Origin of the sequence: Clostridium tetanomorphum (genome assembly GCF_017873215.1) — a bacterium.
Classification (GTDB): Bacteria; Bacillota; Clostridia; order Clostridiales; family Clostridiaceae; genus Clostridium_AO; species Clostridium_AO tetanomorphum.
Genome location: NZ_JAGGKA010000026.1, coordinates 12,588 through 29,066, shown reverse-complemented (window position 1 = coordinate 29,066; position 16,479 = coordinate 12,588). Strand labels below are relative to the sequence as shown.

Genomic DNA, 16,479 nt, shown 5'->3' with positions numbered 1-16,479 from the left:
AATCAAAGTTTATTATTGAATAATAATTTATTACTATGGAAAAATAATAATATGATTTTAGCATCAATAAAAGGAGCGCTATGGTATAAATTATAATTTTATAAAGGCAGGGGAATTTAAATGAAATCATTTAGAGGAGATAAGCATCAAAAGAGGGTGGCAAAAATGATGGAGTTAGACCGGAAGAGAGAAGACCTAAGAACAGAAAAAAGAATCTACCAACTTATGAAAACTTTAAAGGAGAACCTATAGAATAAAAATTTAAAAAACATGTATAAAATTTATTTATTAGGTAATAATTACAATGAAACTCAATAAAGCCCCTAGAAAATTATTAAATAAAAAAGGACTAGTTCACTAAGACTAGTCTTTTTTTATACTATTTGGAATACTTATAACTTTCTTATTATTATTTTTATATATTATCCAATAAGTCATACCTATAATTAAAGCTCCACCAACTATATTTCCTAGAGTAACCCAAGTTAAATTGTGCAATATATTTGGTAGGCTAATTTTTGATAATTCATTATAGGAAAGAGATGAAGCCTTAGAATATACAGGATTACTTTTGCTTAAAAAACCTATAGTTAAATAATACATATTTGCAATACTATGCTCAAAACCAGATACTATAAAAGCCATTATTGGAAACCAAATTATAAAAATCTTTCCTATTATATCTTTAGCTGCGTAAGAACCCCATACTGCTAAACAAACAAGAATATTACATAAAATTCCGCTACTAAAAGCTTTTATAGAGGATAAACTACTTTTATGGTAAGCTACTTTTATTGCATAAGCACCTAATTTACCAGAATTTAAATCTAAAGATCCACTGAAATATAGTAAAATAACGATTATAAACGCACCTAAAAAGTTAGAAATATAAACTAATATCCAATTCTTTAACATAGATTTTAATTCTATTTTTTTATCTAACAAACCAGTTATCATTAAAGAATTTCCAGTAAATAATTCTGCTCCACAAATAAGAACTAAAATTAAGCCTACAGGAAACACTGCGCCTGATATAAATTTTGAAAGAGAAAAATTTGTTATGCTATGAGAAGCTACACCAGCAGCAAAACCTCCCAAAGCTATAAAGGCACCTGCCAAAGCACCAAGTAGAAGTGTTTGAATAGGAACCGATTTAGTTTTATTTATTGCTGTGATTATACCTGCTTGTAAAAGTTCATTTGGTTTTAACATGTTTTTTTCCATTTTTAGTCCCCCTTATACAATTTTTGATATTTATTAAATAAAAAAAGTCTAATAAATTAAATCTTTATTTATTATATTCAAATTTTTTTATTTTGTCAAAATTTTCAGCAAATTATTACATTAATTCTTTACTATTTTAAAGTAGAGTTATATAATAGAAAAATGAGTATATTTATGAATTTTTTTATCGAGGAGGATAATATTATGATATATAGTTTTAATGAAAAGAAGCCTAATGTACATGATAATTGTTTTATAGCCAATAGTGCAGATATAATAGGAGACGTGTACTTAGAAGAAAATTCCAATATTTGGTTTGGTACTGTAATAAGAGGGGACACCAATGAAATTGTTGTGGGTAAAAATACCAATGTACAAGATAATTGTATACTTCATGTAGATTCTATAGCTCCACTTAATATCGGAAATAATGTAACTATAGGACATGGAGTAATATTGCATGGATGTAATATTGGAAATTGTTCTTTAATAGGAATGGGAAGTATAGTTTTGAATAATGCTAAAATTGGAGATTATACAATATTAGGAGCAGGAAGTTTGGTTACAGAAGGAAAAGAAATACCTTCAGGAGTATTATGTATGGGTTCTCCTGCAAAAGTTGTTAGGTATCTTACAGAAGAGGAAAAAATAAAAATAAGAGAGAGTGCAAAACATTATGTTGGACTTTCGCAAGAATATAGAAAATTATAATATTTAATTCGTGTATAACTTTTAAACAGTAATAATAAAATTGTTTTAAATAATAAATTAGAAATTAAAGATAATAAATAAGGAAACCTTAATCAAATGTAAATTCTCAGGTAGTTTCTATCATATAAAATATTAAACAAATTGAGAAAGTGATTATAAACATAATTATTGGTAATAATTATATAAAAAGTTTAGGAGTGAGAATATGAATAAGGTTTTGCTTATAGGAAGGCTTACAAAAGATTGTGAATTAAAACATGTAGGTGAAGAAGGAAATGCTTTATTAAATTTCACTTTAGCAGTACAAAGAAACTATTTAAATAATAAAGGTGAAAGAGAAGCGGATTTTGTACCTGTAGTTTATTGGAGAAAGTCTGCAGAATCTATTGCACCATATTTAACAAAAGGAAGGTTAATAAGCATTTTTGGAAAAATTAATGTAAAGTCTTATACTAGTACTAATGGAGATAGAAGATACATAACCCAGATTGTAGCAGAAGATATACAGTTTATAGATTATTCAAAGACAAAAGAGGAAGCAAATTAAAAATATGAAGTGATTTTTTAGAGATAAGAGTATAAATATAGGAAGTTTTTCTTTATATCTATACTCTTTTACTAACCTCTGATATATGTATTATAAAAAGCTTTTATGTGGCTTTTTATAAAGTTCGCTCTTTTCCTAGAAAGCATAAGGAAAGCATTTCAGCACCTGTATGGGAGCCAATGACAGGCCCTACATAGCTTATAATGACATCTTTTACATTAAATTCTTTTAGTAGTAACTCTTTTAAATATAAAGCATCATCTAAACAGTCGCCATGGCTTATAGCTACTACTTCATTTTCTGGATGAAAGCAATGTTCTTCAAAGAGTTTAATTAAAGTTTTTATAGCTTTTTTTCTACCTCGTATGCTATAGGTATTTATAAGTTCCCCTTTATTATTTATAGATATAATTGGTTTTATATTTAATATTGTTCCTATAGTTGCTGCAGTATAAGATAATCTTCCGCCTCTTTTTAGATGCATTAAATTATCTACTATAAACCAGTGATTCATTTTTGATTTATTTTCTTCTAACCAGTTTATAATTTCTTCTTTGGAATAACCGTTTTTTCTCATTTCTGCAGCTTTAAGAACCAGAAGTCCTTCTCCTATAGAGGCACTTTTACTGTCAATAATGGTTATATCGGCATTAGGCATTTCTTCTAATAATTGATTTTTAGCTATTATAGCACTATTTGTACAACCACTCATTGCCGAAGACATTCCTATATATATTATAGATTTGCCTTCATTAACATATTTTTTAAAAGCTTTTTCAAAACTATATGTATTTATTTGAGAGGTAGTAGGCATTTCGCCATTTCTAACACTACTATAGAATTTTTTATATTCAAGAGTTTTACCAAAATCATCTTCGTAATCCCCGTAACTTAAATGACAAATTAAACTAAGAAAAGCTATTTCATTATCTTTTATAAGTTCTAAAGGTAAATCGCAGCTTGAATCTGTTAATATTATAGTATCCATTCTTTCACTCTCCTTTAAGTTTGAGTATAATCTTATGTTTTATACATTGCTACATTTATATACTGCTACATACTAAACTTTATTATATATGGTAATATATTCTATAAGTTAATAATTATTCCTCTTTTTACCGATATAATTAAACCATATATGTTGTAGCTTTAAATGTGTATTCAATTAATTATAAAGTTTTTTTGTGAAAAATACGATATATAAATATGAAATTTAATATAAATGTATGATTTATTATAAAAAATGGAGTGATTAAAAATGAGATTAAATCATAATGTATCTTCTCTTAATATATATAGAGAATATAGTAAAACTTTAAAGACCAATAGTAAGGCATTAGCGCATATATCTTCAGGACAAAAATTACTTAGATCAGGGGATAATCCTAATGCTGTATCTAAAAGTGAAAGAATGAGACTTCAAATAAGAGGATTACAAATGGCTCAAAGAAATGTTCAAGATGGTGTAAGTATGATGCAAACAGCTGATGGGTCTTTAAGTTCTTTAAATGAAATTGTAAATAGGGTAAGGGAGCTAGTAGTACAATCAGGTAGTGGAGCAAATAGCCCACAAGATAAAAAAGAAATACAGAATGAAATAAATCAAATGATCAATGCTTATGAGAGTATAGTAGATAATACGGAATTTAATGGAGTAAAGTTACTTAAAATAGACAGTACTAATAGTAATTCTAATGAAGCGTTAGATGTTATTAAGAGACCAATGCAGATAGGAGCTAACTCAGGGGAATGTATAGATATTTCATTTAAAGATTTATCTCCAGATAAAGTTGGAGTAATAAAAATAGATGCCAATGGAGAAAAACACATAGATGAAAATAAAACTCTTCAAAAATTAAGAAGTGAAATAGATTTAAATGATCCTAACTCAGTAGATAAGGCTTTGGAAATAATAGATGCTGTGGCTGATACCATAATAGATGCTAGAAGCAAGTTTGGAGCTATTTCAAATAAATTTCAAGGGACATTACAAAATCTAGGAGAATTTGAAATTAGCACTCAAAGTGCAGAAAGCTCGGTTAGAGATGCGGATATAGCGGAAGAAATGATGAATTTTGCAAGAACCAATATACTAATTGAAGCTGGTAATGCGATGATGGCTCAATCTAATAAATTTCCTCAAGATATGCTTAGAATATTAGAAAATGTAAGAAGTAGATAAATGCTTTAAATAATAGTAATTATGAGATTAGAGGAGAATATATTACAAAATTCTTCTCTATTTTTATTTTATGATGGTTTAAGGGAAAATATTATAAATCAACACATTTTAAATTAAGATATATTTTTTTACCATAAAAAGATAAAAAATAGTAAAATGCCTTTACTAAATATTATAAAATAATGTAAAATGAAGTTAAAGAATATTATTATACCGTCAATTGTCTATTTAATAAAAATATAACTAAAATTATTAATAAATATAATATAAATTTTAATTAAAATATAAAAGAAATTAAAAAAACATATAGAAAACTATCAGCAAATATTGTATAATAATTGTGTTAATGGAAACTTAACATTTTTTTATAAATAATATAATTTATATGAATTATATGAATAAAAGACAAATAAAGTGATCTTTATCTAAAATGTATCGTAAATCGATATAATTTTCTTCGCAGTGCTCTAATTATCAACAATACATACTATAAATTTTAATATTCTATTTTATAGAAATGATTTTTTACCGAATAATTAAAAATGGAGGATTATATTATGAAAAGTGGAATTTTGTCTGTAGATGCACAAAATTATAATTTGATGAAAAAATCATTAGATGCATCTTCAACTAGAAGTGAAATAATAGAGAATAATATTTCAAATGCTAATATAGCCAATTATAAAAGACGTTATGTTACTTTTGAAGAAACTTTAAAGGAAACCTCAGATAGTTTAAATTTAAGAACTACTAAGGAAAAACATATAGATACAGAGTCTAAGTTTGGAGAAATTAAAGTAGTAAAGGATAATTCATCAAGTATGAGGCAAGATGGAAATAATGTAAATATTGAAATAGAAAAAGTAAATCAAGCTGCTAATACATTAATGTATTATTCACTAATTTCTCAAATAAATAATAGACTATCTACAAAGAGATATGTTATAAATGGAAGATAATTTTATAGCTAAGTAAGGGGAGGAGAGGTTAAGTTGATTAAAGCTTTTAATAATTTAAGAATAAGTGCTAGTGGACTTTCAGCAGAAAGATTAAGAATGGATACTATTTCTTCAAATATAACTAACTCCATGACCACTAGAGGGAAAGATGGACAACCATATAGAAGAAAAGTAGCTTTATTTCAAGAAAATTTAGTCAGGGAGAAAAATAAAGTTACAGGAGAAAATGAAGAAACACTGTTAGGGGTAAAAGCAGTAGGAGTGGTAGATGACCAATCTGAGCTTAGAAGAGTATATGACCCAACTCATCCAGATGCAGATAAAGAAGGATATGTTTTATATCCTAATGTAAATGTATTAAATGAATATGCGGATTTAATTGCTGCTGCTCGTTGTTATGAAGCTAATGTAGATGCAATAAATGCTGAAAAAAGTATGTTTATGAAAGCCTTAGAAATTGGAAGGTAGGTGAAATATAGGTGAGAATCAATGAATTTACTATAGATCCTAAAATATTTGATGATATGAGTATAGCTAAAAATAAAAATAAAGATGTAGAACAAAAAAGCGAAAATAGTTTTTTTAACACTTTAAAGGGAAAGTTAGATGAAGTTAATGAAAAACAAATTACTGCAGAAAAAGCAACAGAGTCTTTTATAAAAGGTGAAGAAATTAATGTACATAATGTTATGCTAGATTCAGAAGAAGCTAAAATGTCTATAGAACTAGCGGTTCAAGTTAGAAATAAATTAGTAGAAGCTTATCAGGAGTTGAATAGAATGCAGTTATAGTAAGGAGTGCTATTAATGAACAAGCTATCCCAATGGATGAACACGGTGAAAGAAAAAATAAAAGGATTGAGTAAAAAAAAGAAGATAGCTTACGGTGCCATTTTAGCAGGCATTTTAGGAGCGTTTATATATTTAGGTATATCTTTAGGCAGTACTAAATATGGAGTGCTTTTTTCAAATATAGATAAGAATGATATGGGCGCTGTATATAATAAATTAAAAGAGAAGAAAGAAAGTTTTAAAGTTGATGGAAATGCAATACTAGTACCTAAAGAAAAAGTTGATAGTTTAAGAATGGAAATATTATCGGAAGTACCAATGACAAATGGAAGTCAGGGGTTTGAACTTTTAGATAAAAGTAAATTTGGAGCTACTGATGCTGAGATGAAAATAAATTATCAAAGAGCTTTACAAGGAGAGTTAGAAAGAACAATAAAAGGTTTTCCTGAAATAGATAATGTAAGAGTACATTTAGTTTTACCGGAGGATAGTGCTTTTGTTAAAGATACTACTCCAGCTAAAGCTTCTATTACTTTAAAATTAAAGCCTTATAAAAAACTTACAGAAGAACAAGTTAAAGCAATAGTTACTTTAGTATCAGGCAGTGTAAAAAATCTTCCAAAGGAAAATGTAGAAGTAAATGACACAAATGGAGATCTTACTAAGGACTTATTTGATAAAGATAAAATGGATATGACTGGAGCAGCAGAAAAGCAACAAGCCTTAAAGAAGGAATATGAAAAGAATTTAGAAAATAAAGTATTAAATATGTTGCAAGCTGTATATGGAAAAGATAAAGTAAAGGTTAAAGTAAATGCAGATTTAAATTTTGATGCAATAGAGAAATCTAATGTTATATATGATCCTAAAAATGTTGTAGTAAGTGAAAAAAGTGTTAAAGATACAACAAAAGATGGAGCCAATGGAGCTAGTGGTAGTCCTGTAGATGATGCCATGGGAAATAGGATAGGAGCTAATGCAGATGGCAGTACAACTACTCATGAGGAAAATACCAAAAATTATGAGATATCTAAAAGTGAGGATAAGACTATAAAAGCACCAGGTGATGTAGAAAGACTTACTGTATCAGTAATTTTAGATGGAACTTTAGATAATGCAACAAGAAGTTCTGTTACAAATGCAGTGTCATCAGCAGTAGGGTTTGATCAACGAAGAGGAGATACTATAAGTGTAGAGGGACTTACATTTGATACTTCAAATCAGGATAAGATAAATAAAGACTTAGAAGAAATGAAGAAAGAAGAAGAAAGATTAAAACGTAATAAATTATACACAATTATAGGTGCAGCAGTAGCAATAGCTTTAATAGCTTTAATAATTTTCTTAATAAAGAGAAAGAAGAGAAATGAAGAGTTAGATGAGCTTGAACCGCAAGGAATAGATGTAGTTATTGATGATGAAGTGCCAGTAGAAGAAAAGCCTAAATTCAAACCAATTGAATTAGACGTAGAAGATGAAAAGAGCCATGTTGAAAAAGAAATAAGAAAATATGCATCTGATAAGCCAGATCAAGTTGCAGAAATCATTAAGTCATGGTTGGCAGAGGATGAGAGGTGATAGTATATGACTAAAGGTAGAGAAGATGAAAAATTAACAGGAGTTCAAAAGGCAGCTATACTATTTATAACTCTAGGTCCAGAGGCATCTTCTGGTATAATCAAAAAATTACCTGAGGGAGAAATTCAAAAGATAACTTATGAAATAGCAAATATTACTGCTGTTAAATCAGAACAAAAACAAAAGATTTTTGAAGAATTTATACAAATGAATAAGGCTAAAGATTATTTGGTAGAAGGGGGATTAGAATATGCCAAAACCCTTCTAGCAAAGGCGCTGGGAAGTCAGAGAGCTATGGAAATATTAGATAAAGTTACTGAAGCTACACAACAATTTAGACCTTTTGCAATTGCTAGAAAGGCAGATGCTAGTCAACTTTTAAATATAATATCCAACGAGCATCCTCAAACTGTTGCCCTTGTATTATGTTATCTACAGCCAGATAAAGCTGGTCAGATTTTATCATCATTACCTGAGGACATGCAGGGAGATGTAGCTTATAGAATAGCAACTATGAGTACTACATCACCTATGGTAGTAAAAGAGATAGAAAGGGTATTAGACAGTAAGTTATCATCTATTGTAAGAACAGATGCTAAAGCAATTGGAGGACTTCCTACTATTGTTGATATCCTAAATCAAGTAGACAGAACTACAGAAAAGAATATCACAGAGTCATTGGAAAGAGAAAATCCAGAATTAGCAGAAAAGGTAAAAGAGTCCATGTTTGTATTCGAAGATGTTATAACTTTAGACGATGTATCAATTCAGAGAATACTAAGAGAAGTGGAGACAAAGGAGTTAGCCCTTGCATTGAAGGGGTCTTCAGAAGAAGTTGCCAATGTTATATTTAGAAATCAATCTAAGAGAGCAGCAGCTTCATTGAAAGAAGATATGGAATTCTTAGGACCTGTAAGAATCATGGATGTTGAAAAAGCACAGCAAAGGATTGTTAGCATAATAAGAAGACTTGACGAAGCTGGAGAAATAGTAATATCAAGAGGTGGAGAGGATGCAATCATTGTATAAGGTTATTAAAAACACCAGTGTAGTTAATAATGGCAAAAAACAGATAGTGACTCAATATGTTCCACCTGCTGAGGAAGAAGTAGAAGTTTTAAAAGAAGTAAATGCCAAGGAATTTATAGAAAGTTATGAAAATCTAGCAAAAACTATGCTTGAAAAGGCTAGAAGACAAGGTGAAAGTATTATTTCTAAGGCTTATGAAGAAGCAGAGAAAATAGAAGGAGAAGCGTATCCTACAGCTTATGAAAAAGGTTATAAAGAAGGAAGCGAAAAAGGATACAAAGAAGCCTATGAAGAAGCTTATGAAAAAAATATAACTAAAGTAAGAGAAGAGAGAGAAAATATAATAAAAGAGGCTCAACAAATATCTGAAAATATGATAAAAAGTGCAAAAGAGGAATACATTCAATATTTAAATGATAAGAAAGAAGAAATAAGATTTCTTATAGAAAATATAGTACAGTGTGTATTTAAAAGGGAAATTAAAGATAAAGACGCTTTAAACTCTGCAATTATGGAAACATTAGAAAATGTTAAAAATTCTAAAACTGTAATAGTGAAGTGTAAGAGCATTTATGAAGAAGAACTAAATAAAACTATAGACTTGTGGAAGATACAGAATGCATTTAAGGGAGATATATTTTTAATTGTAGATGATTCTTTAGAAGAGGGAAAAGTTATTATAGAGAAAGACAATGGGAAAATTGTAATTAGTAAGGAATCAGCTCTAGAAAAAATAAAGGAAATTATTAATTCATAGTTCTTAATATTATAGGGGTGTTGCAATGGATTTTATAGACTTTAAAAATATAAATAAAAAAATAAAAGAATGTAACTTTTACTATAAAGAAGGAATTGTGAAGAAGGTTATAGGATTGACAATAGAAGTTGAAGGGATAAAAGCTTTTATAGGAGAAGTTTGCATTATATATAATGAAAAGAATGATCCTATAACTTGTGAGGTAGTTGGTTTTAAAGAAGATAATATAATACTTATGCCTTTAGGAGAATTAATTGGTATATCTCCCGGATGCAGAGTAGTTCCACAGGGGAAACCTTTAAGTGCTATATGTTCTGAAGATCTTTTTGGGAAAATATTAGATGGTCTTGGAAAGCCTCTTAATGAAGAAGAACTAAGAAGTGGTATTCAATATCCATTAGATAAGGAACCACCAGATCCGCTAAAAAGAAGAAGAATTAAAGATGTTATATCTACAGGAATAAGAGCAATAGATGGATTTTTAACCTGCGGAGAAGGACAAAGAATAGGAATTTTTGCAGGAAGTGGTGTAGGAAAGAGTACTACTTTAGGAATGATTGCAAAATATGCAGAAGCAGATGTAAATGTAATATGTCTGATTGGAGAAAGAGGAAGAGAAGTTCTAGATTTTATAGAAAAAGATCTAGGAGAAGAGGGGATGAAAAAAAGTATAGTTGTTTGTGCTACATCAGATAAACCAGCCCTTGTAAGGTTAAAGGGAGCTTTTACAGCTACAGCTATAGCAGAATATTTCAGAGATAAAGGTAAAAAAGTAATATTAATGATGGATTCTGTAACTAGATTTGCTATGGCTCAAAGAGAAGTAGGACTTGCTATAGGAGAACCACCAGCTACAAAAGGATATACACCTTCTGTATTTGCAATGCTTCCAAGGCTTATGGAAAGAGCAGGTATGTCAGACAAAGGTTCCATTACTGCGTTTTACACAGTGCTAGTAGATGGAGATGATTTTAACGAACCTATAGCAGATGCAGTTAGAGGTATATTAGATGGACATATAGTGCTTTCCCGTGATTTAGCTGCTAAAAATCATTATCCTGCCATAGATATATTAAGTAGTATAAGCAGGCTTATGTCTGAAATAGCTGATAAGAATCATAAATTAATAGCCTCTTTTGCTAGAGATTTAATTGCCACATATAAGGATTCAGAGGATCTTATAAATATAGGAGCTTATGTTAAAGGAAGCAATAAAAAAGTAGATTTATCAATACAATATATTGATGCAATAAACTCTTTCTTAAAACAAGGAGTAGATGAACATAGTAATTTTACGGAAACAGTAAATTGTCTTGAAAATATTTTTAAAGAGTATATATCTAGTTAAAGTAAGTTACGTCTATTTTAAAAATTAGAGGTGATTATATGAAAGGATATAAATTTAGATTACAGAAGCTTTTAGATATAAGAATAGATGAAGAAGAAGAATGCAAAAGGAAGTTTCAAAAAGCTCAAGCAGTAAAAGAAGAAGTGGAAAATAAGCTGGATTTATTAAAGAATAATTATAAGAAATACAATAATATAGGATCAAGGGATTCTATAATTGATAGAAAAATTAAGCAGCAATATCTTATAGCATTAAATTCATCTATAGAGATAACTGCGTTAGATTTAAAAGATAAAGAAAAAATAGTTGAAGAAGTAAGAGTGGATTTAACACAAAAACAGGTAAATAGAAAAACGGTTCAAACTTTAAAGGACAAGTCTTTGAAAAATTTTATTAAAGAGCAGAATTTAATAGAACAAAGAGCTAATGATGAATTTGCATTATATGGATTTTTAAGAAATAGAGAAAGGAGGTGAAAAAATGGAAAACAGTGTATTATCATTAATGAACAATATAACTTGTAAAGAAAAAGTTACAGAAAAAAGAAAAGTTTTTAAAGAAGTTGCTGGAGATGACTTTACAAAAACTTTAAAAAATGTTTCTTCAAAGGATGATAAAGATATTTGTAAATTAAATGGACAAGAAAAAGTTGCAAAAGATGATAGCAAGTTACAAAAAATAACTAATGAATCTTCTACTAATGGTAATGAGAAAAGTGAAGTTGATAAAACCATTAAAGATTCAGAGAAGGTTAAGTCACTGTTAACAAAGGCAGGTGTATCTGAAGATAAAATAGCTGAAGTAGATTTAAAAGAAGGAAATGAGCTATTAACACTATTAACTGAAAATAACATTGACTTAAGTAAACTGAATATCAATGAGTTAATTTTATTAATTCAGCAATTAATGAATATGAACAATAATGCTATAGAATTAAAAGATTTAAGACAAGGCATTAGTAATGTAGTATCAAACGCTATAAATGACCTATGTTCTAAGGATAAAAATATAAATTTACAAAATAATGACCTAATTTTAAACGTAAAAAAGGAAATTCATTCTTATTTAGATAAAGTAGTTAAAGATAATAAAGAATTACCTTTAATTAAGCAATTAGCAGCTTCTTTAGAAGAGAAAATAGGAAACTTATTTAATGAAACACTAAAAGAAAATAATAATTCTCCTGTAAATAATATAATGAGTATTATAAAAAAAGAAATACTCAATTCTTTAAAAGAAGAAAATGATTTACAATCAGAGCAAGGAGAAGATAAAAAGGTTCTTCATACAAAAGAGGAAGTTACTAATGTTTTAAGAAGATTATCTTCTAATAAGAATAACAAAGAAGCAGGGGAAAATTCACAATTTAGTAAAGATAAAAGCAATTTTCAACAAGAGAATATTTTGAAAAGCATTAGTGGACAAGATAAAAATGATAAGTTTACTAAAGCAGTGAATTTTATAAATCAATTTAATAGTTTAAATAATGTTCAACAAAGTCAGGTACCATCAATAGAAGAGGTTATGATAAACAAACAGACTGTTGGAGCTGATGTTGTGAAAGCTGTTAAGTATATGGAAGTAAATAATATGAAAAATTTAACAGTAAAAATAAATCCTAAAGAATTAGGAGAACTAGTTATAAATATAACAATGGAAAGCGGAAAAATGAAAGCTAATATTACAGCGAATAACAAAGAAGCATTTAATTTGTTAAATGCTAACATTAGTGACATAACAAATAAATTACAAAATAATGATATAAAAATTCAAAATTTCACACTTAATTTATATGAAGATACTACCTTCTTTAAAGATAAAGAGGGAAAGGGAAAAGAAAGCAGTAACAATGATAATAGAAGAAATAAAGAGACAAAGATAGAATCATTAAATGAAATAGGAGATGCAGAAAATTTAAGTGATGATTTAAATAATTTAAATATTTTTGCTTAGGAGGTAGAAATATGGCAGGTGATATGAGTATAACTAATACACCAAAAGTTACTGATACAAATAGTAGTAATAAAAATACTAATAATAAAAACACTAATGATAAGAACAGTATTAATAAAAAAGTTGGTAGTGCTAGTGCTACAGCTAGAGGAACTAGGATTGTTCAGCCAGGAGAAGGCATGGATAAAAATGCATTTTTAAGAATATTATCCGCAGAGCTTTCACATCAAGATCCAACTAATGCTAAGGATGGTACTGAGTTTGTATCTCAAATGGCTCAATTTGCAGGACTAGAGCAGATGGCAAATTTAAATACTAATATTAGGTTTGTAGGTGCATCATCTTTAATAGGCAAGTCTGTAATGTTAAATAGAGTAAATGAAAATGGTAATTTATATGTGGGTAAAGTTACAGGAGTTTCTAAAGATAGTGAGGCAATAACACTTAACGTAGCAGTTGGACAAGAAAAGGATGAGGATGGAAATATGGTTCCTATTATTAAAAAGTTTAGGATGGAAGATGTCATTGAGCTTGTAAATTCTGAAGAAAATATTACACAACCTCCAGCAGAGGAAAAAGATTCACAAAAAGAAACAGACGTTAATAAAGATAGAACTGACAACGATAAAAAAGTAGATAATAATATTCAGGTATAGAGAAAGTAGGATTAAATAGCCATGGGATATAGAGTTATTAATGGAAAGGTACAGTTCTTTGAAGATCTTCACAGCCATTATAACTTAAACAATAATAAAGTTAATAAAAGCAGGGATACTTCAGATTTTAGTAATATATTAAAGAAAGAAATAAATAAAAATGAAAGCTTTGTTATATCAAATCATGCATTAGAAAGATTAAAAGAAAGAAATATAACATTTGATGAAATTGATATGAAAAAGATTAACACAGCTATAAATAGGGCTGAAGAAAAAGGCTGTAAAGAAGGTGTAATACTATACAAGGATATTGCATTAATAACCAGCATGAAAAATAGAACTATTATAACTGCATTAAATAAAAATGATAGTGAAGGTAACATAATTACTAATATTGATGGATTAGTAATTTTATAGGCAGGACCTAAAAGATTAGGAGGCCTAGTTTTGTGGAAGGATTGAAGCAAAACAGAAATTTAAAAGGATTAATTGGAGGTTTTATATATGTTAAGGTCAATGTACTCAGGAATTAGTGGGCTTCAGGCAAATCAGGTAAAATTAGATGTTATTGGAAACAACATAGCAAATGTAGGAACTACGGCTTTTAAAACTCAGAGAATTAGATTTCAAGATATGTTAAGCCAAAATATGAGACAAGCTACTGGAGCTGGAACAAATACAGGTGGTACCAATCCAAGTCAAATAGGTTTAGGAACTCAGGTAGCAGGAATTGACACTATAGTAGTTCAAGGTAATATGCAGCCTACTAGTAGAAATTTAGACTTTGCTGTGGATGGAGCAGGATATTTTGTAGTTGGTAAAGGTCCAGTTGGAGAAGAGGGTGTAGAGATAACAGATAATGTTTTAGGGGAGGATACAAAGGGATTATCCTTTAATTTTACAAGAGATGGATCTTTTACTGTAGATGAATATGGTCAATTACTTACTTCTGATGGACTAAGGGTTATGGGATACAAAATAGAAGGAACAGACATAACATATGAAGATGGAAAACCTACTATTGATACCGTTCCACCAGATGTAAATACTCAAAGTCCAGTAGCAACAGATGAGTTGATTCCACTTATAATACCAGATAAGGTAGGAACAGATACAGAAGCAGTTAGAATAAAGGACTTTTCAGTAGACAAAAATGGTGTTATAAAGGCAACTTTAGCTAATAATAAGGTGGTTGCATTAGGACAAATAGCAATGGCATCTTTTAAAAATCCAGCAGGACTTTCAAAGGATGGTAAGAACCTTTATTCTAGATCATCAAACTCAGGTGAGGCAGTGTTTAGAGATGGTGTAGGAAAAGCAGAAGGAGAAACTAATGAGAAGGGCTATGGAGATATTAATCAAGGAATGTTAGAAATGTCTAGAGTTGATTTAGCAGAACAATTTACTGAAATGATAGTAGCAAGTAGAGCCTTTCAGGCTAATGGAAAAATAATAACTACTGGAGATGAAATACTTCAAGAGCTAGTTAATTTAAAGAGATAGTTTTCTAATCCATGAACTAATCTGCCCTTAATTTTGATTTGAATAATAACATCTAAATTTTGTGGCAGATAGTCATGGTATAAACAATAATAAATAAATAATTTGAATATATTTATTCTGTGAAATTTATTAATTGAAGTTTTGTTTGGTGGTGAGATTGTGATAGAGGTTACGGGACTAGATCATAAAAAATTCATATTAAATGCAGAACATATAGAAAAATTAGAGACAGTTCCAGAAAGTCTTATAACGTTAACTAATGGGAAAAAGTATCTTGTGATGGAATCTATAGACGATATAATAAAGAAAGTTTTAGTGTATAAAAATAATATTTTTACAATGAATGTACAGGAGGCAGCTAAGAGATGAAAAGAAGAGATGTATTGACAGCTATAGGTATTGGACTTGGTTTTGGTATGATGATTTGGTCAATGGCAATGGTAAGCATTACGAAATATAATTTTAAACAATTAAAACTTTTCTGGGATTTGTCTTCTGTAATAATAACATTAGGTGGTTCACTTTGTGCAATGCTAGTTAACTATCCAATTAATCAGTTTAAAAAGCTTATAAAAATAACAATTGAGTCATTTAAAGAAAGTGAAAAATCTAGTATAGATATAATAAATCAGTTTATAGAACTTTCAAGAAAAGCCAGAAGAGAAGGATTACTTTCCTTGGAAGATGAAATAAACCAAGTTAATGATGGATTTTTAAAAAAAGGATTGCAGATGGTTGTAGATGGAATGGAGCCAGAAACTATAAAAGATATTATGGAACTTGAGATTTCAGAGATGGAGAGAAGACATAAGGATGGAGCAGATATGCTTAGAGCATGGGGAGGATACGCACCAGCTTTCGGTATGGCAGGAACACTTATTGGACTTATTCAGATGCTTGGAAACCTTTCGGATTCAAGCCAGATTGCTAGTGGTATGGGAAAAGCTTTGATAACAACTTTCTATGGTTCATTAATAGCTAATATATTATTTAATCCAATGGCATCTAACTTATCATTCAAAAGTGCACAAGAAACTGCTATAAGAGAAATGATGTTAGAAGGAATACTTGCTATACAATCTGGAGTAAACCCAAGAATTGTTGAAGAAAAGTTAATATCATATTTATCTCCAGATGATAGGAAAACTTTTGCAGCTACAGCAACTTCTGAAGGAGGGGTATCAGAAAATGGCTAGGAAAAAAAGTCAGATAGTGGGGGAGGCCTTACAGGAAATGAGTGG

General features: G+C 29.1%; 20 protein-coding genes. 18 read left to right on the top strand and 2 right to left on the bottom strand.

The features are described 5' to 3' along the window. Window positions 1-120: 120 nt before the first annotated feature. Entirely contained in the window at window positions 121-252 is a 132-nt protein-coding gene (locus J2Z24_RS21690; protein ID WP_276512156.1) for a hypothetical protein, read from the top strand. 111 nt (window positions 253-363) lie between these two features. Here J2Z24_RS21690 and J2Z24_RS18850 read toward each other — a convergent pair whose 3' ends face one another. Continuing rightward, window positions 364-1,224: a formate/nitrite transporter family protein gene (locus J2Z24_RS18850; protein ID WP_035149117.1), complete on the bottom strand. Its 861-nt coding sequence runs from the start codon at window positions 1,222-1,224 to the stop codon at window positions 364-366. Window positions 1,225-1,428: 204 nt separating this feature from the next. Here J2Z24_RS18850 and J2Z24_RS18845 point away from each other — a divergent pair, with 204 nt between their 5' ends. Next, a complete protein-coding gene (locus J2Z24_RS18845) occupies window positions 1,429-1,935 on the top strand; it encodes a gamma carbonic anhydrase family protein (RefSeq protein ID WP_035149119.1) in 507 nt (168 codons plus the stop codon). Between the two features lie 205 nt (window positions 1,936-2,140). Further along, window positions 2,141-2,482, top strand: a complete 342-nt coding sequence (locus J2Z24_RS18840) for a single-stranded DNA-binding protein (protein ID WP_035149122.1) — start codon at window positions 2,141-2,143, stop codon at window positions 2,480-2,482. 115 nt (window positions 2,483-2,597) lie between these two features. Here the strand turns inward: J2Z24_RS18840 and J2Z24_RS18835 are convergent, their stop codons facing one another. Next, a complete protein-coding gene (locus J2Z24_RS18835) occupies window positions 2,598-3,470 on the bottom strand; it encodes a DegV family protein (protein ID WP_035149124.1) in 873 nt (290 codons plus the stop codon). A 270-nt stretch (window positions 3,471-3,740) separates the two neighbouring features. On the opposite strand from J2Z24_RS18835, the gene J2Z24_RS18830 reads away from it, so the two are divergent. The 15 genes from J2Z24_RS18830 to J2Z24_RS18760 all read left to right on the top strand — a co-directional run bounded on the left by J2Z24_RS18830 (window position 3,741) and on the right by J2Z24_RS18760 (window position 16,434). Continuing rightward, window positions 3,741-4,664 (top strand): flagellin N-terminal helical domain-containing protein, encoded by a 924-nt coding sequence (locus J2Z24_RS18830; RefSeq protein ID WP_111947815.1) that lies wholly within the window; start codon window positions 3,741-3,743, stop codon window positions 4,662-4,664. Window positions 4,665-5,221: 557 nt separating this feature from the next. Then, on the top strand, window positions 5,222-5,623 hold the full coding sequence (gene flgB / locus J2Z24_RS18825; protein ID WP_035152033.1) for a flagellar basal body rod protein FlgB: 402 nt from the start codon (window positions 5,222-5,224) through the stop codon (window positions 5,621-5,623). 33 nt (window positions 5,624-5,656) lie between these two features. Next, window positions 5,657-6,091, top strand: a complete 435-nt coding sequence (gene flgC, locus J2Z24_RS18820) for a flagellar basal body rod protein FlgC (protein ID WP_035152036.1) — start codon at window positions 5,657-5,659, stop codon at window positions 6,089-6,091. Between the two features lie 11 nt (window positions 6,092-6,102). After that, window positions 6,103-6,414: a flagellar hook-basal body complex protein FliE gene (gene fliE, locus J2Z24_RS18815; RefSeq protein ID WP_035152039.1), complete on the top strand. Its 312-nt coding sequence runs from the start codon at window positions 6,103-6,105 to the stop codon at window positions 6,412-6,414. A gap of 15 nt (window positions 6,415-6,429) precedes the next feature. Further along, window positions 6,430-7,992, top strand: a complete 1,563-nt coding sequence (fliF, locus tag J2Z24_RS18810) for a flagellar basal-body MS-ring/collar protein FliF (RefSeq protein WP_035152042.1) — start codon at window positions 6,430-6,432, stop codon at window positions 7,990-7,992. 6 nt (window positions 7,993-7,998) lie between these two features. Next, on the top strand, window positions 7,999-9,021 hold the full coding sequence (fliG, locus tag J2Z24_RS18805; RefSeq protein ID WP_035152044.1) for a flagellar motor switch protein FliG: 1,023 nt from the start codon (window positions 7,999-8,001) through the stop codon (window positions 9,019-9,021). Next, window positions 9,005-9,778, top strand: a complete 774-nt coding sequence (locus J2Z24_RS18800; RefSeq protein ID WP_035152046.1) for a FliH/SctL family protein — start codon at window positions 9,005-9,007, stop codon at window positions 9,776-9,778. The genes fliG and J2Z24_RS18800 overlap by 17 nt, the downstream gene beginning before the upstream one ends. Window positions 9,779-9,803: 25 nt before the next feature. Beyond that, a complete protein-coding gene (gene fliI / locus J2Z24_RS18795; RefSeq protein ID WP_035152047.1) occupies window positions 9,804-11,126 on the top strand; it encodes a flagellar protein export ATPase FliI in 1,323 nt (440 codons plus the stop codon). Window positions 11,127-11,164: 38 nt separating this feature from the next. Further along, window positions 11,165-11,602: a flagellar export protein FliJ gene (gene fliJ / locus J2Z24_RS18790; protein WP_035152049.1), complete on the top strand. Its 438-nt coding sequence runs from the start codon at window positions 11,165-11,167 to the stop codon at window positions 11,600-11,602. A 4-nt stretch (window positions 11,603-11,606) separates the two neighbouring features. Beyond that, the gene (locus J2Z24_RS18785; RefSeq protein WP_035152050.1) at window positions 11,607-13,079 is read left to right on the top strand and encodes a flagellar hook-length control protein FliK; all 1,473 of its coding nucleotides are present in this window, start codon (window positions 11,607-11,609) and stop codon (window positions 13,077-13,079) included. Between the two features lie 11 nt (window positions 13,080-13,090). Then, entirely contained in the window at window positions 13,091-13,735 is a 645-nt protein-coding gene (locus tag J2Z24_RS18780) for a flagellar hook assembly protein FlgD (protein WP_051593435.1), read from the top strand. A gap of 21 nt (window positions 13,736-13,756) precedes the next feature. Continuing rightward, window positions 13,757-14,152: a TIGR02530 family flagellar biosynthesis protein gene (locus J2Z24_RS18775; protein WP_035152052.1), complete on the top strand. Its 396-nt coding sequence runs from the start codon at window positions 13,757-13,759 to the stop codon at window positions 14,150-14,152. An 87-nt stretch (window positions 14,153-14,239) separates the two neighbouring features. Continuing rightward, on the top strand, window positions 14,240-15,238 hold the full coding sequence (locus J2Z24_RS18770) for a flagellar hook-basal body complex protein (RefSeq protein ID WP_035152055.1): 999 nt from the start codon (window positions 14,240-14,242) through the stop codon (window positions 15,236-15,238). Window positions 15,239-15,397: 159 nt separating this feature from the next. Further along, window positions 15,398-15,607, top strand: coding sequence for a flagellar FlbD family protein (locus tag J2Z24_RS18765; protein ID WP_035152058.1), 210 nt, complete (start codon window positions 15,398-15,400; stop codon window positions 15,605-15,607). Continuing rightward, entirely contained in the window at window positions 15,604-16,434 is an 831-nt protein-coding gene (locus J2Z24_RS18760) for a motility protein A (RefSeq protein ID WP_035152061.1), read from the top strand. Before J2Z24_RS18765 ends, J2Z24_RS18760 begins: the two co-directional genes overlap by 4 nt. The last annotated feature ends 45 nt before the right edge of the window (window positions 16,435-16,479 follow it).